This is a genomic window from Lysinibacillus sp. YS11 (assembly GCF_002896375.1).
GTDB lineage: Bacteria > Bacillota > Bacilli > Bacillales_A > Planococcaceae > Lysinibacillus > Lysinibacillus capsici.
Map to the genome: position 1 here is coordinate 1,378,975 of NZ_CP026007.1, position 20,038 is coordinate 1,399,012.

Genomic DNA, 20,038 nt, shown 5'->3' on the forward strand with positions numbered 1-20,038 from the left:
GTACCCATGCCCTTTCATCAAACTGTCCCTTTTTTAACGTGCAATACTGCTGTAGACTCCTTTTTAGAAGAGGATAGGGGGAATGATAATGGTAACAGATATTCGGATGATAAATAGAGCTTGTACAGATGAAAAACAAATTAAACAATTATTAGAAGGCGCACAAACTGCATTTCTTGGTTTGGTAGATCAACATATGCCATATGTTATTCCGCTAAATTATGTTTACAAAGACGGAAGTTTTTATTTTCATGGTGCCAACGAAGGAAGAAAAATAGATATTCTAACAAATAATCGGAATGCATGTATCACAATAAGTGAAAATTATGGAACAATGGTAGACCCTATTCCTGCTAAGACTGATACGGCTTATATAAGTGTAGTAGCAAATGGTTTGGTGGAATTTGTTACTGATTTAAATGAAGCTACTGCTGCTATGCAGGCAATGCTTGATAAATATGTACCAGATTATTACCAAGCACCTTTATCAAAAAAGCATATCGAAAAATATCAGTCATCTTTAGGGAGCAAAACGCTTGTTCTCAAAGTGAAACCGACCAGTATAACTGTAAAAGAGAATAAATTAAATAGACAAATGCTATATTACGCAGGTAGAGTGGTAACACAGGATATGAGTCGAAAATCTACTACTACAGCAATCAATCCAACAAATTAATTACCAGAAAATGCGAGGCTTGGGATATAACCTAAGCCTATTTTTGATGTAGTAATAGTTCATTATGAAGCTATCTATGATTTTGTTAATATAAACTTATTAAAAGTAGAGCTGGAAAGATGTTTTCATCTAACTACCCTAATAATAGATATAGTCATGCGTAAGTGCTATAATGCCTGTGAAAAATCATTGGAAAACAAGTGGGGAGAAGGAGAGGGCAATACAGTTGAATATATTAGTTGTTGACGATGAAAAGGAAATTGCAGATTTAATAGAACTTTACTTAAAAAATGAAAACTATCATGTATTTAAGTTTTATACGGCTCAAGAGGCTTTGGCATGTATTGAGCATGAGAAAGTAGATTTAGCTGTTCTGGATATTATGATGCCTGATATAGATGGGTTTACTATTTTACGAAAAATCCGAGAAACACTAAATTTTCCAGTGATAATGCTTACGGCAAAGGAAGAAGAAATCGATAAAATAAATGGATTTTCTCTGGGAGCAGATGATTATATAACAAAGCCATTTCGTCCATTAGAGTTGGTTGCTCGTGTAAAGGCACAAATACGAAGGTTTACTTTCTACAACCAAGGTTCGAAGCAACAGGAAGATATCATTGATTTTGCTGGCTTGGTGATTAATAAAAACACACGACAAGTCTTTTTAAATGAAAGGTCCATATCCCTTACACCTACGGAGTTCGCTATTCTTTGGTATTTATGTGCAAATCGAGGGACAGTTATTAGCTCAGAGCAATTATTCCAAGAAATTTGGGGGGAAAAGTACTTTAGCAGCAATAACACGGTAATGGTTCACATTCGACATTTACGGGAAAAAATGAAGGATGCTGCGGAGAACCCAAAGTATATTAAAACGGTTTGGGGAGTGGGGTATACCATTGAAAAATGAGTTTGGCAAACTGAAAAGGAAAATGGTTCTACAAATTATTTCGATACTTGTCATCGCTAGCATCATAGGCTTTTTTATTAATTTTGCATTTATTGATGGGGTCTTACAAGCTCCCTTTGCAGATGCTTTTATTGCTTTTTGTGAAAATGTCTTGCAACTTGATTATTATGCTGCAAGCAATGCCTATCATGTGTTATTTCGACAAAATAAATCGCTTTGGCTTGCGATAGGATTTATTTTATTATTATTGATTATTTTCTATATCGCCTTGTCTCGATTTACCCGATATTTTCATCAAATTAGTTCAAGTATTACCATGCTTGCTGATGAGTCAGGGAAGGAAATTGAGCTCCCAGCTGAACTCGATTTTTTGGAAAAAAAATTAAATAACGTGAAATATAAATTAGAAAAGCGTGCAAGGGATGCACAAGAAGCTGAGCAACGAAAGAATGATTTAGTTGTCTATTTAGCGCATGATATTAAAACACCTTTAACATCCATTATTGGCTACTTAAGTCTTTTAGATGAAGCGAGGGATATGCCGGTAGAGCAGAAAGAAAAATATGTGACGATTACATTAGATAAATCTTATAGACTGGAACAACTAATCAATGAATTTTTTGAAATAACCAGGTTTAATTTACAATCCATCATTTTAGAGAAAGATTCTATTCCTTTACAACATATGTTAATGCAAGTGGCCGACGAGTTTTATCCATTGCTGGCACCAAAGGGTCAAAAAGCCATCGTCAAATTAGATGAAGATATTACTATCTATGCAGACGGTAATAAGATAGCAAGGGTATTTAATAATATTTTAAAAAATGCAATTGCCTACAGTGATCCAAATAGTACAATTGAAATTAGTGCGCAAAGCGAAAATAATCAGACATTTATTTCGTTTACGAATACAGGGAAGACGATCCCTCCTGAAAAATTAAAAATGATATTTGAAAAGTTTTACCGCTTAGATAGTGCAAGGTCTACCCAAACAGGAGGTGCTGGGCTTGGTTTAGCCATTTCTAATGAAATTGTACAGGCCCATGGCGGAACCATTACCGCAACTTCTAGTAATGATACAACCGTATTCACCGTGATGATTCCAACCAATTCTTAAGAAACCTTAAGAATTCACTAATAGTAAATTAAAAATAAGCTCCTTTTTTTATGGTTGAATAAAAGCATAAAGAGAAGGAGTTGTTTTTATGTTCAATAGAAAAGGTATATTGAGTTTATTGTTCTTATCCATACTGATTTTCGTTTATTTACTATTGAAAGAATCGCCAATGACTTTACGTCAGGAAATAGATCATGCACCAAAAGTAGTACAAACAGCCAGTCAGCATATGCTCGATCTTGATATGTACAGTTCGAATGCAATTTTAGTGAATTTGGATGAAAATCAAATTGTTTTAGATAAAAAAAGTGAGGAAAAGATTTATCCTGCTTCTTTGACAAAAATGATGACGGTTCTAGTCGCGATAGAGCAGATCTCCAATTTACAAGAAGAAATCATTTTACCTAAACATATCTTTCGGGATTTATTAGAGGAAAATGCGTCAGTGGCGGGCTTTCTCCCAAATGAAAAGCTGACAGTAGAAGATTTGTTGTATGGCTCTATGTTGCCATCAGGTGCAGAGGCATCACTAGGTTTAGCTGAATATGTTGCGGGGTCAGAACGTGGATTTGTGAAACTGATGAACGAAAAGGCGCAGCAGCTAGGCATGAAAAATACGCACTTTGTGAATACAACTGGACTCCACCATTCAGATCATTATACAACTGTAAAGGATATGTCTTTACTTTTACAATACGCCTTAACAAACGATGATTTTCGAAATGTTTATACAGCAGAAAGATATTCTATAAAATCAACAAACCTTCATCCGGAAGGCATTACTTTTACCAGTCGCATGTTTCAGCATATGACGTCAAGTGCATTGCCAGGAGGGGAAATTTTAGGTGGAAAAACTGGCTATACAGAAGATGCAGGCTTATGTTTAGCAAGCTTAGCCCTTATAAATGGACAAGAATATGTGCTAGTGACAGTAGGAGCGGACGGCAGCCCTAGAACGGAGCAATATAATATTACCGATGCCATTTCGGTATATAGTCAATTATAACTAGCCCTAATAGTGTGTGATTAGAGAATAATTCATTTTCTAGTCACACTTTTTTGTAGTTGTAAAAATAATAGAATTGAATAATAGATGGGAGATTCCATATAAGTCTCTATAACCAACATGTTGTTGGTATGGCAGAAATAATTTATTAATTTTAATCTTCAGAAAAATGATATATAGTAAATATGATCAAATACATTCATCTTTAAGGAGGATACTATGGGGAGATTAGTTCATTTTGAAATTCATGTAAGTGATATGGATCGAGCTAAGGATTTTTATGGGGAAGTTTTTGGATGGTCATTTCAGGACTGGAGTGAATATGCAGGCATGCCTTACTTCGGTGCCGTGACAGGTGAAGATGGTGAACTTGGCATTAACGGTGCTTTAATGCAACGCCAAGGGCCTCCACCAGAAACAAACCAAGCGTTGAATGGCTATGCTTGTACAATGGGTGTTGAAAGTTATGATGTAACGGAAGCAAAAATTCTTGAAAACGGGGGCAAAGTAGCCATGCCAAAGTACGCATTACCAGGAATGGCATGGCAAGGCTATTATATTGATACGGAAGGCAATGTATTTGGTATTCACCAGCCCGATAAAAATGCCAAATAGTATTGAGGGATAAATCGCTCTAAGAAGGAGGGAACCCGCTCCTAAAGAAGCGAAAACCCGCTCTTAAAAGTGTGAGAGCCACTCCAATGTAGTGAAAAACCCACTCATTAGCAGTTGAAAGCAGTAAGACCTATGTTCGAGAAAACGAGCATAGGTCTTTTTGATTATCTGATAGGTAAATGGGGAGATTTGTAAATATATAATGTTTTATTTTGGTAAATTTGGTATCGTTGAATGAGATAATTTATCAAATGATACATAGTATGCAAGGAGAAATAGCAATGAAAAAAAGAAGCTTTATGTTATTTTTATTCGCACCAATATTGATTTTAGCATCTTGTAGTAGTGAGGATAAAAGTGTTACTGCTAATGAGAAAAAGTATATTTCATCGATACAGAAAAAGGAGGTCTATGAGATTCAACAGCCTGCAAAAGTCAATATTGCTAGAGGTTCAATCATCAATAATATGAATAACGCTTTAAATATTAATGAAATTGAAAGAGGGCTCATGAATTTATCGGTGAATCATTTCTCAACTGACAAGTTTTATATGCAGGAAGGTCAATATCTCGAAGAGAAAATGATCAGCCAATGGTTAAGTAGAAAAACAGATGAAGGTATTGGGTTAAATCCAGCCATTGAAACTAGAAGTGACAATGTGCTAGAGGATGAAAAAAAGTATCCTTTGATTCTCTCACATGTGTTAGAACAAAATTTTATTAATAAAGAAAATAACAAAGTAGAGGGACTATCGATCGCGATCTCGTTAAATGAATTTTATGATATACGAGTTTCCGATGCCAATGGTTTAATTTACACAGGCCAAGTGAAAGTAGACCAAAATGATGATGATATCAACGATGTTAAAAATTATGGGAAGGAAGTAGCTAAAAGGATTCTTGAGGATATTAGAAAAAATGAAAAATATCCGAGAGTCCCTATTTATTTAACTTTATATCAAGAATCTAATATAAACGATATTATTCCAGGCATATTTTTAGCTGAAACCTTTATTCCTAAAGATACAGATACCATAACAAAATGGTTTGATATAGATAAAAAGCATTATATATTCCCATCAGATGCTTTATATAGTTTGGACCAAAATATGTATAATAAATTATTAATTTTTAAAGAGGATATTCAAGGTGGATTTAAACATTTAAATCCTAAAATCATGGGAAAACTTCGTTATGAAGATGGCAAATTAACAGATATTAATCTAGAAATACACGTACCACTGGTTAATGATATTGAATTAATTGGCTTGTTACAGCTCACTAGTACAAAAATAAATACAATTTTATTTGACTATATCCCCATCACCATTCGGGTAATCGATCAGAAGCAGGATGTTGGAATTGTTCTCTGGGACCCAACGGAAAAACAAATTTTTGCATCACCTATTTGAATAGAAAAAAGCTAAAGGGTGAAGCTCCATATTAAATTTCGTAACTTGTATTTATATCTACTGTAATTGAAGAACCATCATTATTATCAAATTTCATGAACCATTGACCAGCTTGGCTTGCATCCAACTCGTAAGTTGAAGTAAATGATTGTCCAGATTTAATGATCTCTCCGTCTATCCAAACCGTTCCATTAGGTGCAGTTAATATAAACCTAATAGATTGTGAGCTGTTATTTTTCACATAAATTTGAATTGTATCAGTGCCATTACTAGGTGCTTTAAAATTAAAGCTCATCGAACCCTGACCAGTTGGAAAGGTAGAAGACGTTGTAAGAAGAGAATCATCACTTTTTTCAGCTGTGGGGGTAGAATAAGATTCCTCAGCAGAAGCACCAAGGTTCGGCGGAATAGATGGTTGGAGTATAGGATCTTCTATAAAAGATGCTCCACCAATTGGAAATATAAAAAGAGTAACTATAAATAAAGAGGTAAATTTTCTCATGATTCCTCCGCTTAAATATTTTTGAATTATCTCAATAATACCTTTATTTAACTTTATAGTAAATATTAGTTTGGTTGCTTATTTTTCATTTGTTAGAGGACCTTCAAAAACTTAATAGACATTCATTGCAATCTCTGCCATGAATGATTATTATGAAAATGATAATCGTTATCAATTAAAAAGAAGGAGAGTAGCAATGAAAAGACACCTTATTATTGGAATGCATTTAGCTGTTTACGGTAATCATGGCAAACAGGGTGCCTTGATAGAAGAACATATTGCATTTGCGCAGCGTGCTGAAGCAGCGAAATTAGATTTTGTATTTAAGGCGGATTATTTAACAGCTCATCCAGAATTAATGGCTAAAATGAAAGGAACAGTTGGCTTAGACCCTAACTTTTTAATGGCGATGGTGGCAAGAGAAACGAAACAGATTGGCTTAGTAACAACGATTTCCACATCCTTTACGCCACCTTATCTGATTGCGCGTCAATTGCAGTCCTTAAATTGGATTAGCGAAGGACGAGTTGGATGGAATATCGTAACCTCTATAGATGGCGCCCATAATTTCAGCAATGAGCCCATGCCTTCTTCCGAGGAGCGTTATGCTAAAGCGGCAGAATGTACAGCGGTGGTCAAGCAGCTATGGCATAGTTATCCCTATGAAACATTAGAAATGGATGGGAATTTAGAGAAAATAAAAGAGCTTGTTAAGCCAATTGAGTATGAAGGAGAATTTTTCCATATAAAAGGTCCCTTAAATCTCCCAATGCATCCAGCAGGAGAGATTCCACTCTTCCAAGCAGGAGCGTCGGATGTTGGGCGGCAATTTGCGGCTACTGTTTCCAATGCGATTTTTGCGGCTACACCAGTCATGGAGGTGGGTATTGAGATGCGTAATGATTTGCGTCAGCAGGCTAGAGAAGTAGGTCGTTCAGCCGACGATATTCGCTTATTACCCGGACTCTATTTCTTTATAGGGGATACATATGAAGAAGCACTCGAAATGCACCGACAAGCACATGCACATTTAACACTTGAGCGGCGCTACAGTGCTTTAGAATCTGTGATTGGCATGGATGTTCGTCATTTGGCACTTGAAGATCAGGTAACGATTGATATGCTGCCATCAAAAGATCAACAAGTACGTAGTAAAACACATGCAGATTTGGTACGTCGTTATATTGTAAACAATGAACCAACAGTCGCAGTATTGTTAGCACGCCCAGAGGTAATTGGCTCAGCCCACCTTGTAGCAATCGGTACACCACAGGATATTGTCGATCAAATCGTTACTTTTTATGAAGAGGGTGCATTGGATGGCTTTATTGCCATACCAGGCGGACCTGCGAAATCTTTGGATTTGTTCTTTAGCGATGTTATTCCCATGTTAGTAGAGCGGGGTTTATTCAGAGCTGAATATGAAGGTAGCACATTACGCTCCCATTTAGGCTTAGTTGTGCGATCCCCCATTAATAGCTGAAAAAGGGCAAGCCATAAGCTTTGCCCTTTTATTGCTAGAAACTCATTCGAATATTAATAGGATAAAGATAAGGTGATTCAGGTTGTTCGATTGTTACCCAATCATCAATATGGATAACAGGTAAGCTTGCACCTTCATATGTTGTTTGACTAATTGTACCGACCACTTCAATCCATGTATCTTCTGTGAGTGTAGGAGCGTCCGAAAACTCTGTCAGAAAGCCGACGATACTGGCATCGGCGACGCAATGCGTAATAAGAAATCTTGAAATCACTAGTTGCTTTTCTGTAAAACTTTCTTCTTTTAAAACAAAGCCCTTCAACTGTATTTTCTTCCCCAAATAATTAGCCAAATTTTGATTAATTTCTTCATAATAAATCGTGTAGTCCTCATCGGTCATTTTTAGCATGGATTGTTGGGATAGCTGTTGCTTTAATTGCTCATATTGTTTTTTTGTCATTTCCTGTTTTTCCTCCGTCAGTCGGGGATCAGCATCATGTTCATCATAGATGTTTTCATCAATCGTTTCATTTGAAGTGAGGTAATCCTCTATTTTAGATGATTGTTTTTGCTGGGTGAGAATAAATGCACCACCTTTTTTATCAGCGATGGATGCATCTAAAATTTTTGCTGGCACGAAGAAGCCTGTCATTATTGGTGTCATGATAAAGAGGTAGGCTATCATTTTTTTTCGGGTAAAGGCTGTGTGACCATGGTCGTGAGGGGAGCAGCATGCTTGTCCCGTTTGATCACATGAGTGGGGAACCTTTGAAAAAGATATAATTCTTGTCACTTGAACAAGAAATAGTATAAAAAATAAAATGGCGGCTGTTTTACTCAGCCCTTCATATTTAGGGTTGATAAATTTTGTTAGTTCTCCGGTCCAATGCAGGTTGGCAATCATAGCCGAAAAGGCGAGTAACATGAAGGCTCTTAGCGCTTGTTGAACGTGAAATTTCATGGTTTTCCCCCTTAGAGATACGCTGAAAGAATCCATATACTAATGTAGACAACTGTAGCCACTAAGGCGATTAACCAAAAAACAAATTTTAAACGAAATACGCTCATCAACATAATGGTATTTTTCAAATCGATCATAGGGCCAAAAATAAGAAAGGCCAGAATGGATGGAGTGGAGAAAATAGCACTAAAGGATGCGCCAATAAAGGCATCTGCCTCAGAGCAAAGTGACAGAATGAAGGCTAAGCCCATCATAACTAGAATGGAGGAGGGTTCCCCTTCTCCAATGGCTACGAGTGTTTTGGTAGATATATAGGTTTGTACAAAGGCAGCTAAAAATGCCCCGATAATTAAGTATTTACCCATATCAAAAAATTCATCGATGGCATGTTTGACCATATTTAATAATTTGGTGAAGAAGGATGTTTGTTGACTAGGGAATGTTAATGAGTAGGGCTGTAAAGAGCTCTTAAATTGGGAGCCTTTAAAAAATAAGCTGATAAGTAATGCTACTACAATAGCGATGACAAAGCCAACAAGCATTCGAAGGCTCGCTATTCTTAAATCATTTCCAAATGCCATATAAGTAGAAAGAATAACAACGGGATTAATAAGTGGACCAGTTAACATAAAGCCTATAGCTGCATGTATAGGTACGCCTTTGACAATCAATCTTCTAACAATCGGAACAATCCCACATTCACAGGCTGGAAATAATGCACCTACAAGACAACTCATGATAACTGCCATCACAGGGTTTCGAGGAATCCACCTTTGGATATGTTCCTCTGTTATAAAAATCTGTATAAAGCCAGCAATCAGTATTCCAATTAAGACAAATGGTAATGCTTCAATTAAAATACTTAAAAATATCGTATTTAAATTGAGTAGAGAGGAACTAAGGTCGTTTAGAGCTGAGACGTTGAATAACAGTAGTTGTAGCATGCCTAGGAATAAAATGAAGAGCAACCAAAAATTCAATACATATTTAGAAAAATGGAGACGTTCCACATAGACCTCCTTAAAGTGTAATGGTTACGTTTTAATTCAAGATATGACATAGATGATATTGTTAGTACTTCAAAAAAGGAAAGAGAAAGTAAAAATTGATTTCTACCATCTTTTTACTTTCCCTCTATATCGAATTATTTATGAGAATACTTAGTTCTATATTGTTTAGGGGTAATTCCCGTAAATTTTTTGAAAACTTTAATGAAATAGCTTTGATCTGTGAAATTAAGTAATGAACCGATGTCTAGGATTGGATAGTTGGTAAATGTTAAGAGTTTTTTCGCCTCATCAATCCTTTGCTGCTGAATATATTCACTAAAGGAAGTACCTACTTCCTTTTTAAATAAGGAGGAAAGATAATTGGGGCTTAGGTGGCAAATTGCTGAAAGTTGGTCGAGTGTTAGATCCCCATACAACTCATTTTCAATAAAATGGATACAGGTAGTAATGGGTCCAGAATACTTCATTGTATTTGCCTGTGATACACGGCTTGTATAGTCGTAAATAGCTTCCTCCATTAACGAAAGAATTTCGATTAAACTGTTTTGATCCTCTAGCTTTTGAATGTAAAAATCATTTAATGTAAAGGCTGTTTCTTCATTTAAACCACCCTCAATTGCTGCACGGCAAATAAGTGCAATGCCTGTAATCATCAAATATTGAACACTTCTTAAATTATTGCGTTTTGATAGTATTCCAAGTTCTGCTTGCTCAACAATGGAATAATTCAAAACTTCATTTAGTTTCTCTATACGCCCATTTTTCACATTGTCTAACAATATTTTTTCATAGTAAAGATTTGTATGAACAATATCATTTCTTCTTGCATAGGAGAGCTCAAGCGTAGTATTTTCCTCATGACGAATGAGAGGTCTTAATGCTTGGTTGTGATAAATGACAGCAGATTTATTTAATTTCCTTTGATAGATGGCGTAATACACAAATAAACTAATGGCTAAACTTTGTTGATAATGAAGAATAGGAATCAGCTCTTGATTAACACTTGTCTTTATGTCTTCCACTTCTGGAGAAAGGGAAGGGCCAACTACAATTGCACCTAAATATTGATCCTCTTTCTGCACATTAATATAGAAAAAATTAAACTCAGCATAAGAGAAAAAAATTGGATAGGCATTAGAATCTTTATGGTAAGGATATGTTTTCAACTGTTCCTTTAAAGAAATGTAAGATGGATTATTTGTTGATGAATAGTCAAAGATTATTTTTCCTAATGAATTAATATAAGTGACTGGAAGATGATGTGTTTCATAGATTAATTGGCTGATGTATTGAAGATCAATAGTGTTAATTTTCATGTTCCTACACTCCAGTTCGTAATAATTCTATTAAAATGAAAGCATTTACATTTTTATTGGATAGACATTGAGAAAGTACTATTTTGTGTAGAATAATACAATAAATAAAGGAGAAGTAGCAATAAAATAGACAGTGACTTTAAAATATTAGGGAGGAATAGAAGATGGATCTTTTGAATAAAATTGCAGTTGTAACAGGCGCAGGAAGCGGAATTGGAAGAGCTAGCAGCTTGAAACTTGCTAGCAATGGTGCAAAAGTGGTGGTAGTGGATTTCAACAAAGAAACAGGGGAAGAAACAGTAAGCTTGATTAGAGAACAAGGCGGGGAAGGTATTTTCGTTCAGGCAGACGTTTCAAAAAGTGAAGACGTTCAGAAATATGTCAATACTGCTGTTGATACGTACGGACGTATTGATGTATTTTTCAATAATGCTGGGGTTATTCAGAAAATTTCTCCACTAACAGAGATTGAAGATGCAGAATATGACCGTATTATGTCGATCAATGTGAAGGGTGTATTCCTTGGCTTAAAATATGTTTTAAAAGTAATGGAGGGACAAGGAAGCGGTTCAATTATAAATACAGCTTCTACAGCAGGAGTTCGCAGTGAGCACAGTATGGCTGTCTATTCTGCAAGTAAGCATGCAGTAGTGGGTTTAACAAAATCAGCTTCTTTGGAGTATGTAAAAAAAGGTATTCGGATCAATGGTATCTGTCCAGGGGGAGTAGAAACGGCATTAACAAACAGTGTAACTGCGATGTTTGAAACAGGTGGCTATGTGCCAGAGGAGATTCCAAATATGAGAATGGGACGCTATGCAAAACCAGAGGAATTAGCAGAAATGGTAGTATTCCTAGCATCAGACAAAGCAAGCTATATGACAGGCTCTATTGTGTTAGTAGATGGTGGTTTAACTTTATAATGAAAAAAGAAATCCAGTGAATCATTTCACTGGATTTTTTGCGGTAATGAATCGAATCACTATAGGGTGAATTTTTTGAGCTCATTCATCAACGTATTAGTCATAGCTTCAAGATCGTCAATCTTAGCACTAATTTTTTGGAAGGAAAGTAGCTGTTCTTGCGTTGATGCCGATATTTCTTCTGTGCCAGCAGCCGTTTCTTCTGTAATAGCAGAAATATTTTCAATGGTACTATTTACTTGCTGGCTCATTTCATTCGTTTGTGCCATTTCTCTTGTGAGGTTTTGTAAATCGCGATGGATATTTGTTATGTGCATGGTAATAACAGAGAATGATTGTTCTGTCTCTACCATGGATTGAGATTGCTCATTTGACAGCAGATAACCTCGTTCAGCCGTAGTAAGGATGTGCGTAATGCCATCTTGAATATACGAGACCATTGAAGTGATTAAATTCGTAGCATTCTCCGTTTCAGAAGAGAGCTTTTTAACCTCCTCGGCAACAATGGCAAACCCTTTGCCTGCTTCTCCAGCTCTTGCAGCCTCGATAGCAGCATTTAGTGCTAATAAATTTGTTTGGCTAGCAATCGTATGGACAGCATTGGCTGCGCCTTCAATTTCTGTAGTGAATTGAGAAAATTGAGTTACAGCTTCCTTAATATCAAGTGATGTGGTTGAAATATCCTTTGCAATGGAAGATTGTTTTTCTAATGAATATTGACCATTTTGAACAGCCTCCAGAGCTTGTTTACCAGTGTCAGCCGATTGCTCACTTGTACGCATTACATCCCTAAATTGATCTGCCATATTATTCATTTGGAGTGCCACTGATTGAATGTCTTCTGACATCGTATAGCTGCCTTTTGCTAATTCATCGGTTGAGGTAGCGACTTGATTACTACTTTCATGAATATTGTTCATATGGCTCGTCACTTCTTGTGTAAACAAATTAACATCCTTTCCAATATTATCAATGGATTGTACAGTACTTTTTAAATTATTCATCATGTCTGCAAAGCTTTTTGTTAATTGATCAATCTCATATCGACTGTTTGCTTGATAGGAAAGGGTAGAAGTATCCATTGTTAAGTTTCCTGTTGCTGCAGCCTGTGCGCAATCTACAATCTGATTAATGGGTTTGGTAATTCTTTTCGCAGCTACATAGGAATAAAGTATTGTAGCAATAATTAATAGCACACTACCTATGATGGTAGAGGTTGTAATGAAACCTATTTTTTGCTTCGTTACTTGGATCATTTCTTGATACCATTCGTTCGTTTCTTTTTTGAGCAAATACATATCGTTTAAAATTCCTTTAATTCTGATGGACTGCTTTTTAATTTCAGAGCGATTGTTTTCTTGAAACCCGCTTTCAGTCGCCTTTTCTAGATTTTCAAATTTACTAGCTATTTTTTCGACGATTGTCTGATGTTCAGGTATTCTCGTTAGGGAGGCTAATGCCTCTAAATTACCTTTTGTTTCTTGTAAAATAGCGAGCGCTTCGTTTTTATTGGCTTCACTATCCAGGTAGGTAAAATTATTTAAAGATTGGCTGGCAACAACTAAACTTTGCTCTAGTTCTTTCACTGTAAGTAAAAGTTTCGTATCATCCTGTGCTGTTGTTTGGATCGTGAATGTTTGTAGGATAATAAAGCCGATCATAGCCATAGCCAATACGATTGGAATCAATGTGTTCATAAATAATTTCTTACGTAGTGTCACTGGTCATTCCTCTTTTCCGCAGTAACTTTTATCGTACCTGAAATAATGGCTTCTTTGGCTTTTTCGATAGCAGTCTGTTGCTCAGCTGTCAGTTGAATTACACGAATATCTGCTAGTCCCACACCCTGATCTGCTAAACCTAATGCAAAGGATTTTTCTGTAATTTTACCATTTTCTACTAATGTCTTAGCGAGTTGATAGACGGCTAGATCAACATTTTTAAGCATGGATGTGACAACTGTTTTTTCGGCAACAAAAAACTGATCGATATCAACACCTGCTGCATAGATCCCCATTTCCTCTGCCTTTTTTATCGCCCCAAAGCCAGTAAAGCCTGCTGCATGGTAAATAAAATCAACGTTATTTTGATATATCTTTCTGCTATTGCTGCACCAGCCTGGGTATCGTCAAAGGTACCAGCATAGTCACTCATAATTTCAATCGATGGCTGTACATAACGTGCCCCTTCGATAAAACCATTCTCAAAGTGATGGATAACAGGAGCATCTGCTCCACCAATAAAGCCAACTTTTCCTGTTTTACTTGTCATAGCGGCAATCATGCCAACTAAAAAGCTACCTTCTTGTTCTTTAAAGGTAATCGAAATGATGTTGTTAATATCAGATTGCCCGTCAATCAGTATAAATTGCTGAGAGGGATTTTGTTTTGCAGTCTTTTCTAGTGCTTCTTGTACAGAGAACCCGAGACCAATGATGATATCATATTTTTCTGCTACAAGTTCATTCAGCTTTTCCTCGTATTTACCATCAGGAGCCTCTTTGTAATCAAACAAAATGCCTAGCTCATCGCGCGCTTTTTCTAAGCCTTTAAAAGCGGAATCATTAAATGATTCATCGCCTAGTCCTGCATCTGATAGTAAAATTCCTATCTTATATCCTTCAGTTGATGTTTCTGTCGGTGCTGAGGAACAGCCTGCTATCAACAGAGTGATCAAAAGAAAACTAGTGAATAATTTCTTCAAATTTTGTGTACCTCCTGTTGTGTATAAAATATATATCGGCAAAAACTTAATATTTTTAGTCTGATGTCAGACATCCGTGCAAAAAATTTTTAGGATGTCTAAGAATAATGAATCATTTCTATATACATAATAAGTTAATAATATAAAGCTAGATTACTAATAAAGTAATTGATTTATAAAGGTTTTCGTAGCACTTCTTGTATGTACAGCACTATAAAAGCCTAACGCAAATAGCGTCAGGCTTTATATGTTCTAAACAGCGCCGAATAATTTTAATAAATTAATAATAATAATGCCGATTACCCCAAAGTCTGAATCACCGAAGGTTGTGCCCTCATAGCCAATGTCTCCCATAAAGATAAGGAGTATGGCTGGAATAAAGCTAATTAATAAACCATTGGCAAAGGCTCCGGACATCGCACCAATTCTACCGCCAGTAGCATTTCCAAAGACACCCGCCGCAGCACCTGTGAAGAAATGTGGAACAAGACCTGGTACGATGACTTTTAGTCCGATGAAGGGGAGTATAAACATGGAAACCAGCCCTGCTATAAAACTAAAAATGAAACCAATAATAACGGCATTTGGTGCAAAAGGAAAGATGGTTGGACAATCAAGTGCTGGTTTTGTGTTTGGTACAAGTTTATCTGCAATGCCTTTGAAGGCTGGAATAATTTCAGCAATTAACATCCGTACACCTGCTAAAATAATATAAACACCCGCTGCAAATGTAATCGCTTGCATAATAGCGAAAATAATAAAATTTGAGCCAGCTGATAATTGTGACTCAATATAGGAAGGGCCAGCAAAAAGGGCAACAATTACAAAGAACACACTCATTGTTAAAGAAATAGCAACTGAGGTATCTCGTAAAAAGCCTAATGCTTTCGGAACCTGTATATCTTCTGTGGATTTCATTTTATTACCAAAGAGCTTACCAATCTTTGCAGAAACATAATAGCCAACACTGCCAAAGTGACCAACAGCAAAGTCATTACTCCCTGTTATTTGTCGAACTGTCGGCTGTAAAATGGCAGGGAACACGACCATACAAAGTCCAAGAATGATAGACCCAACAAGAATAAGAGGTGTACCACTCATCCCTCCAACTGATAATGAAGCGGCGATTAAACAAGCCATAAATAATGTATGATGTCCAGTTAAAAAGATATATTTTAATGGCGTAAATCGCGCAAATAGTAGATTCATAATCATACCAAATACCATGATTAGTGCAGTAGCTGTACCAAAATTAGTCTGAGCAGCTGCCACGATGGCCTCATTGTTGGGAATGACTCCTTGTACTTGAAAGGCATGATCGAACATTTTACTAAAATGATCTAAAGAGCCAATTAAGACAGTGGCACCAGCTCCGAGGATGACAAAGCCCATTATCGTTTTTAATGTACCTGACAGAACAGTGGAACTTGATTTTTTTTGAATAAGTAAACCAATAAAAGCGAATAGGCCGACTAATATAGCTGGTGTTCCTAAAATGTCATGCATGATAACATCTAACATACCAACACCTCATCCTATCCAAATTTTTAATGCTTAAAGCAACGGTTCAAGCTTTTCTTTTATTTCTGAAATACTCATCATATTTACGATGCTCACAATGATTCCTTTGTCTTTCGCTAATTCATTCACGATATCTGCTGCCCCTAAATAAATATCTGCTTTCTCCGCCTTGGCAGACGCTAAATCTGTATGCGTTACCTCTGCATCTTTCCCCAATACTTCTAATGCTTTTTAACATTCAATTCTAAAATAAAGCTACTTCCTAAACCGCTCCCACACACGACTAAAATTTTCATTCTGTTGACTCCTTTGTCGTATATTGTTTGATTTTCTCCCATATCATGTCCGCATGTTGACAGGCGATTAGGTCATCAATCTGATCGGGTTCTTGTAAGACTAATGCCAAATCAGCCAACACCTGTAGATGTGAAGCATTGTCAATGGCAGCTAGCACAATTAGTAGGTAGACAGGCTGATTAGGGCTAAAAAAAACAGGCTTTTGTAATCGTAGCAAGCTTATGGCTAGTTCAAGAACCCCATCAGATGGCCGTGCATGAGGAATGGCTACTTTGGGTGTGATGACAACGTAAGGACCATAGTGTTCAATAGATCGAATCATGGCTTCGACATAGCGCTGTTCAATTTTGTGTTGTTGTACTAATGGGCTAGCCGCTAAATGAATTGCTTTTTGCCATGATCGGACAAAGTTTGCAAGCTGTATACAATCTTTTGTCAACAGCTTGGTTAGCAAGGACAACCCTCCTTTCATAAAAATATCTTCCCATTCCATGTTATTACGACTGTATGTGGAATTATGTCATCGTAGAAGACATTTTTAATTGCTTTGCTATTTCATAAACCGACATTTTGACAAATTCATCCATTTTATGATCTAAGCGCGTTTTCGGATAAATCAATTGAATTTTCTATTTAGTGTTACATCATGTAGATCTTTCTTGAGCAGTACACCTGATTTTAATTCTTCTTCTATTAAGGAAACAGATAGAAACGCCAAGTTTTTGCCAAAGGTCAGCATCTTTTTAATCGTGCTCACAGAATCCAGCTCAATTGTGTAAATAGAAGGCTGAAATGGGTCCATCCACTTTTCAATGAAGTGATTCGTGGAGCTAGAGGATGTATGCAACAATAGCTTGTACTTAAGAATATCTTCTTTGGTGATGTCTTTTTGTGCTGCTAGCTCGTGTGATGGGCTGAATGCCAATACAAGTGCATCTTCACCGATTGTTTCGTAATGAAGTAAAGGATTTTCCTGCTTAGTCTCCATGATGAGCCCGAAATCTAATTCTTGTAGTGCTACCTTTTTTTCAATTTCAGGTGCTGTTTTTACTTCTAATGAAATGCGAATCTCAGGATAGGTCGTTGAAACTTGATGAATTAAATCTGGCATAAAAATATGGGCAGGTAAGCCACTCGCCCCAAGTCGTAATGAACCGATATGGCCTGCTAAAAGATTTTCAATAAAACGATCCATATCCTTTTGAAGTTGAACCATTTGACGAGCGAAATGATACACACCTTCGCCCGCTTCTGTTAAACGGTATCCTCCAGCATTTGTTCGAAATAAATGAATACCATATTCCTCCTCTATAGAGCGAATATGAAATGATACGGTGGGGGCTGTAATGCCAAGTGCTTTGGCGACAGGTGCTAATTTTTTTAATTCTACAAGTAAGCAAAATGCCTGTAATTTACTATTGTTCATTTTATCCTCCTAAAGGAAATTAGAAAAAATCTTGTATTTGCTTTAGTTTATTAGATTTTTTTAACGTGTTATTAATAGTAGATTAATATTTTCTAAATATCTGGAATTTATAGTTGTAAGTAACGAGGAGGATACTTATGAAAATCTCATTAAAAAATATCGAGAAAAAATATGGGCAGTCTCAAGCATTGTGGCCGATTGATGTGGAGTTAGATCAGCAATTTATTACGATTCTCGGACAATCAGGCTGTGGCAAAACAACCTTATTAAAGTTGATAGCTGGCCTTGAACAGCCATCAAAAGGAGAAATACGATTTGATGACACCGTCATTTATTCTTCGGCGTCTCGTAAAAATGTCAAACCAAATAAGCGTAATATTGCTATGGTTTTTCAAGATTTTGCTCTATGGCCACATATGACCATCTTCCAAAATATTGCCTTTGGCTTAAAGGGCATTATTCCTAAATCAGCTATTCCTGAACGAGTCGAGCATGTGATGCGATTGGTAAAAATGCAAGGCTATGAGAAACGAAAGCCAGGTGAATTATCGGGTGGACAACAGCAGCGAGTGGCATTAGCTAGAGCTTTAGCGACCAAACCGCAATTAATTTTATTTGATGAACCTTTATCCGCTCTCGATGCTGTTTTAAGAGAGCAAATGCAAGATGAAATCATGCACCTCATTCATGAGCTTAATTGCCAAGCCATTTTCGTAACACATGATCAAACAGAGGCCATGACAATGTCTGATCAAATTATCGTTATGGAGGCAGGGAGGATTGCTCAAATTGGCTCGCCTGAAGAAATTTATCGTGCACCAGCAACGCGCTATGTGGCAGATTTTATTGGCAAAGTGAATTGGCTTCACAATCGACAATCAATTGTGCGACCTGAGGGTGTTTCGAGAATATCGCGTCCTGGTACGATTGCCAAACAAGCGCAGATTGTGAAAAGTACATTTGTTGGCGATCGTTATTTAGTACAAGCACAGGTAGAAGGACAGTCTTGGAGCTTTTATGAGAAGCAACCATTAGAGCATGGAAAAAGATTGCAAGTTTTTATTGATGAAAAACAAATCTATCAATTGGAGGGTTTACATTGAAGAAACGACATTTTAAATTATGGGCAACTGCTGGCATTTTATTGGCCTTAGCATTAGCTGGCTGTGGTAATAAAGAGGCAAAAGAGACGAATGAAGCAAGTGCAAAGACACAGGAGGAGAAAGTTCTGACAGTGTATTCTGCTGGGCCAGATGGTTTAGCTGCAAATATTCAGCAAGCATTTGAAGAAAAAACAGGGATTAAAGTGGAAATGTTTCAAGGAACTACGGGTAAAATTCTCTCTCGTTTAGAAGCGGAAAAAATAATCCTGTAGCTGACATTGTTGTACTTGCCTCTGTTGCCTCAATGGATGGGTTAAAAGCAACAGATCAATTGCAAAGCTACGAAGTGGCTAAAAACAAGGACAAAATCAATAGTGATTGGTCGGATCAAGATGGATATTTTTATGGCTACAGTGCCTCTGCTTTAGGTATTGCCTATAATACGAAAAATACGACACAGGCGCCTACGGATTGGTCTGATTTAGCAAAAGCTGATTGGCAAAATAAAATGAATATACCAGATCCAAGTCTGTCAGGCTCTGCTGTTGATTTCTTATTTGGCTACACAGCAGCAGAAAAAACAGCTTGGAGCACGATTGATAGTTGGAAGAAAAATGGCTTACAAGTCAATGGTGCGAATAAAGAAGCCTTGGATGCGGTTATTACAGGCGAGAAAAATGCCACGATTGCAGGTGTAGACTATATGGCTTATAAAGCAAAAGCAGACGGTGAGCCAGTGGAAATTATCTATCCGACGAGTGGGACAGTAGTTAGTCCAAGAGCGGTAGGTATTTTAAAGGATGCGCAACATGTAGAATCTGCACAAGCCTATGTTGATTTTTTATTGTCAGATGAAGGGCAAAAGCTAGTAGCAGATGCTTACTTATTACCAGGGAATAAAGATATTGCTGTGAAAAATCGTGCAGCATTAGATGAAATTCCACAGTTAACAGTTGATTGGATGGGTGCGGAAGCGAAACAGCTGGAAGTACTAACAAAGTTTACGGATTTATTTCGCTAAATAAAGGGAGGTTGATATACCTCCTTCTAGTTT

The 20,038-nt window shown here is 36.7% G+C and carries 17 protein-coding genes and 3 pseudogenes; 10 read left to right on the forward strand and 10 right to left on the reverse strand.

What is annotated here, in order from left to right:
- The first annotated feature begins 88 nt into the window (after nt 1-88).
- From LBYS11_RS06510 to LBYS11_RS06535, 6 genes are all read left to right on the forward strand, one after another.
- Nucleotides 89-676, forward strand: a complete 588-nt coding sequence (locus LBYS11_RS06510; protein WP_103117689.1) for a pyridoxamine 5'-phosphate oxidase family protein — start codon at nt 89-91, stop codon at nt 674-676.
- 220 nt (nt 677-896) lie between these two features.
- Nucleotides 897-1,589: a VanR-ABDEGLN family response regulator transcription factor gene (gene vanR, locus LBYS11_RS06515; protein WP_199768326.1), complete on the forward strand. Its 693-nt coding sequence runs from the start codon at nt 897-899 to the stop codon at nt 1,587-1,589.
- Complete coding sequence (locus LBYS11_RS06520) at nt 1,525-2,706, forward strand: sensor histidine kinase (RefSeq protein WP_054550669.1); 1,182 nt, start codon at nt 1,525-1,527, stop codon at nt 2,704-2,706. Before vanR ends, LBYS11_RS06520 begins: the two co-directional genes overlap by 65 nt.
- An 88-nt stretch (nt 2,707-2,794) precedes the next feature.
- Nucleotides 2,795-3,712 carry a D-alanyl-D-alanine carboxypeptidase family protein gene (locus LBYS11_RS06525; RefSeq protein WP_054550670.1) on the forward strand — a complete coding sequence of 306 codons (918 nt, stop codon included), beginning with the start codon at nt 2,795-2,797 and terminating at the stop codon, nt 3,710-3,712.
- Between the two features lie 219 nt (nt 3,713-3,931).
- Nucleotides 3,932-4,327 carry a VOC family protein gene (locus LBYS11_RS06530; protein WP_103117691.1) on the forward strand — a complete coding sequence of 132 codons (396 nt, stop codon included), beginning with the start codon at nt 3,932-3,934 and terminating at the stop codon, nt 4,325-4,327.
- A gap of 281 nt (nt 4,328-4,608) precedes the next feature.
- On the forward strand, nt 4,609-5,739 hold the full coding sequence (locus LBYS11_RS06535) for a CamS family sex pheromone protein (RefSeq protein WP_081011057.1): 1,131 nt from the start codon (nt 4,609-4,611) through the stop codon (nt 5,737-5,739).
- Nucleotides 5,740-5,770: 31 nt separating this feature from the next.
- On the opposite strand, the gene LBYS11_RS06540 is transcribed toward LBYS11_RS06535, so the two are convergent.
- Nucleotides 5,771-6,241 carry a hypothetical protein gene (locus LBYS11_RS06540; RefSeq protein WP_054550673.1) on the reverse strand — a complete coding sequence of 157 codons (471 nt, stop codon included), beginning with the start codon at nt 6,239-6,241 and terminating at the stop codon, nt 5,771-5,773.
- 220 nt (nt 6,242-6,461) lie between these two features.
- Between LBYS11_RS06540 and LBYS11_RS06545 the strand changes: the two genes are divergently transcribed.
- Nucleotides 6,462-7,724, forward strand: coding sequence for an NtaA/DmoA family FMN-dependent monooxygenase (locus tag LBYS11_RS06545; RefSeq protein ID WP_233732760.1), 1,263 nt, complete (start codon nt 6,462-6,464; stop codon nt 7,722-7,724).
- Nucleotides 7,725-7,758: 34 nt separating this feature from the next.
- On the opposite strand, the gene LBYS11_RS06550 is transcribed toward LBYS11_RS06545, so the two are convergent.
- From LBYS11_RS06550 to LBYS11_RS06560, 3 genes are all read right to left on the reverse strand, one after another.
- Nucleotides 7,759-8,685 carry a TIGR03943 family putative permease subunit gene (locus tag LBYS11_RS06550; protein ID WP_103117693.1) on the reverse strand — a complete coding sequence of 309 codons (927 nt, stop codon included), beginning with the start codon at nt 8,683-8,685 and terminating at the stop codon, nt 7,759-7,761.
- Nucleotides 8,686-8,696: 11 nt separating this feature from the next.
- On the reverse strand, nt 8,697-9,695 hold the full coding sequence (locus LBYS11_RS06555; protein ID WP_103117694.1) for a permease: 999 nt from the start codon (nt 9,693-9,695) through the stop codon (nt 8,697-8,699).
- Between the two features lie 134 nt (nt 9,696-9,829).
- Nucleotides 9,830-11,011: an AraC family transcriptional regulator gene (locus LBYS11_RS06560; RefSeq protein ID WP_103117695.1), complete on the reverse strand. Its 1,182-nt coding sequence runs from the start codon at nt 11,009-11,011 to the stop codon at nt 9,830-9,832.
- 164 nt (nt 11,012-11,175) lie between these two features.
- Between LBYS11_RS06560 and LBYS11_RS06565 the strand changes: the two genes are divergently transcribed.
- A complete protein-coding gene (locus tag LBYS11_RS06565) occupies nt 11,176-11,934 on the forward strand; it encodes an SDR family NAD(P)-dependent oxidoreductase (protein WP_103117696.1) in 759 nt (252 codons plus the stop codon).
- A 59-nt stretch (nt 11,935-11,993) separates the two neighbouring features.
- Here the strand turns inward: LBYS11_RS06565 and LBYS11_RS06570 are convergent, their stop codons facing one another.
- From LBYS11_RS06570 to LBYS11_RS06595, 6 genes and pseudogenes are all read right to left on the reverse strand, one after another.
- On the reverse strand, nt 11,994-13,655 hold the full coding sequence (locus LBYS11_RS06570; RefSeq protein WP_103117697.1) for a methyl-accepting chemotaxis protein: 1,662 nt from the start codon (nt 13,653-13,655) through the stop codon (nt 11,994-11,996).
- Nucleotides 13,652-14,637: pseudogene (locus LBYS11_RS06575) on the reverse strand (BMP family protein). The gene LBYS11_RS06570 and the pseudogene LBYS11_RS06575 overlap by 4 nt, the downstream one beginning before the upstream one ends.
- Before the next feature lie 252 nt (nt 14,638-14,889).
- A complete protein-coding gene (locus LBYS11_RS06580; protein ID WP_048389687.1) occupies nt 14,890-16,158 on the reverse strand; it encodes a PTS ascorbate transporter subunit IIC in 1,269 nt (422 codons plus the stop codon).
- A gap of 33 nt (nt 16,159-16,191) precedes the next feature.
- Nucleotides 16,192-16,454: pseudogene (locus tag LBYS11_RS06585) on the reverse strand (PTS sugar transporter subunit IIB).
- Nucleotides 16,451-16,909, reverse strand: coding sequence for a PTS sugar transporter subunit IIA (locus LBYS11_RS06590; RefSeq protein ID WP_103117698.1), 459 nt, complete (start codon nt 16,907-16,909; stop codon nt 16,451-16,453). The pseudogene LBYS11_RS06585 and the gene LBYS11_RS06590 overlap by 4 nt, the downstream one beginning before the upstream one ends.
- A 162-nt stretch (nt 16,910-17,071) precedes the next feature.
- Entirely contained in the window at nt 17,072-17,881 is an 810-nt protein-coding gene (locus LBYS11_RS06595) for a LysR family transcriptional regulator (RefSeq protein WP_233732512.1), read from the reverse strand.
- A gap of 137 nt (nt 17,882-18,018) precedes the next feature.
- Here LBYS11_RS06595 and LBYS11_RS06600 point away from each other — a divergent pair, with 137 nt between their 5' ends.
- Complete coding sequence (locus LBYS11_RS06600) at nt 18,019-18,984, forward strand: ABC transporter ATP-binding protein (protein WP_103117699.1); 966 nt, start codon at nt 18,019-18,021, stop codon at nt 18,982-18,984.
- Nucleotides 18,981-20,005: pseudogene (locus tag LBYS11_RS06605) on the forward strand (ABC transporter substrate-binding protein). Before LBYS11_RS06600 ends, LBYS11_RS06605 begins: the two are co-directional and overlap by 4 nt.
- Nucleotides 20,006-20,038 lie beyond the last annotated feature (33 nt).

Excerpts from the sequence above, each read along its gene's own strand:
- LBYS11_RS06510 (WP_103117689.1), top strand. The coding sequence starts at position 89 with ATGGTAACAGATATTCGGATGATAAATAGAGCTTGTACAGATGAAAAA.
- LBYS11_RS06520 (WP_054550669.1), top strand. The coding sequence starts at position 1,525 with ATGCTGCGGAGAACCCAAAGTATATTAAAACGGTTTGGGGAGTGGGGT.
- LBYS11_RS06525 (WP_054550670.1), top strand. The coding sequence starts at position 2,795 with ATGTTCAATAGAAAAGGTATATTGAGTTTATTGTTCTTATCCATACTG.
- LBYS11_RS06530 (WP_103117691.1), top strand. The coding sequence starts at position 3,932 with ATGGGGAGATTAGTTCATTTTGAAATTCATGTAAGTGATATGGATCGA.
- LBYS11_RS06535 (WP_081011057.1), top strand. The coding sequence starts at position 4,609 with ATGAAAAAAAGAAGCTTTATGTTATTTTTATTCGCACCAATATTGATT.
- LBYS11_RS06540 (WP_054550673.1), bottom strand. The coding sequence starts at position 6,241 with ATGAGAAAATTTACCTCTTTATTTATAGTTACTCTTTTTATATTTCCA.
- LBYS11_RS06545 (WP_233732760.1), top strand. The coding sequence starts at position 6,462 with ATGCATTTAGCTGTTTACGGTAATCATGGCAAACAGGGTGCCTTGATA.
- LBYS11_RS06550 (WP_103117693.1), bottom strand. The coding sequence starts at position 8,685 with ATGAAATTTCACGTTCAACAAGCGCTAAGAGCCTTCATGTTACTCGCC.
- LBYS11_RS06560 (WP_103117695.1), bottom strand. The coding sequence starts at position 11,011 with ATGAAAATTAACACTATTGATCTTCAATACATCAGCCAATTAATCTAT.
- LBYS11_RS06565 (WP_103117696.1), top strand. The coding sequence starts at position 11,176 with ATGGATCTTTTGAATAAAATTGCAGTTGTAACAGGCGCAGGAAGCGGA.
- LBYS11_RS06580 (WP_048389687.1), bottom strand. The coding sequence starts at position 16,158 with ATGTTAGATGTTATCATGCATGACATTTTAGGAACACCAGCTATATTA.
- LBYS11_RS06595 (WP_233732512.1), bottom strand. The coding sequence starts at position 17,881 with ATGAACAATAGTAAATTACAGGCATTTTGCTTACTTGTAGAATTAAAA.
- LBYS11_RS06600 (WP_103117699.1), top strand. The coding sequence starts at position 18,019 with ATGAAAATCTCATTAAAAAATATCGAGAAAAAATATGGGCAGTCTCAA.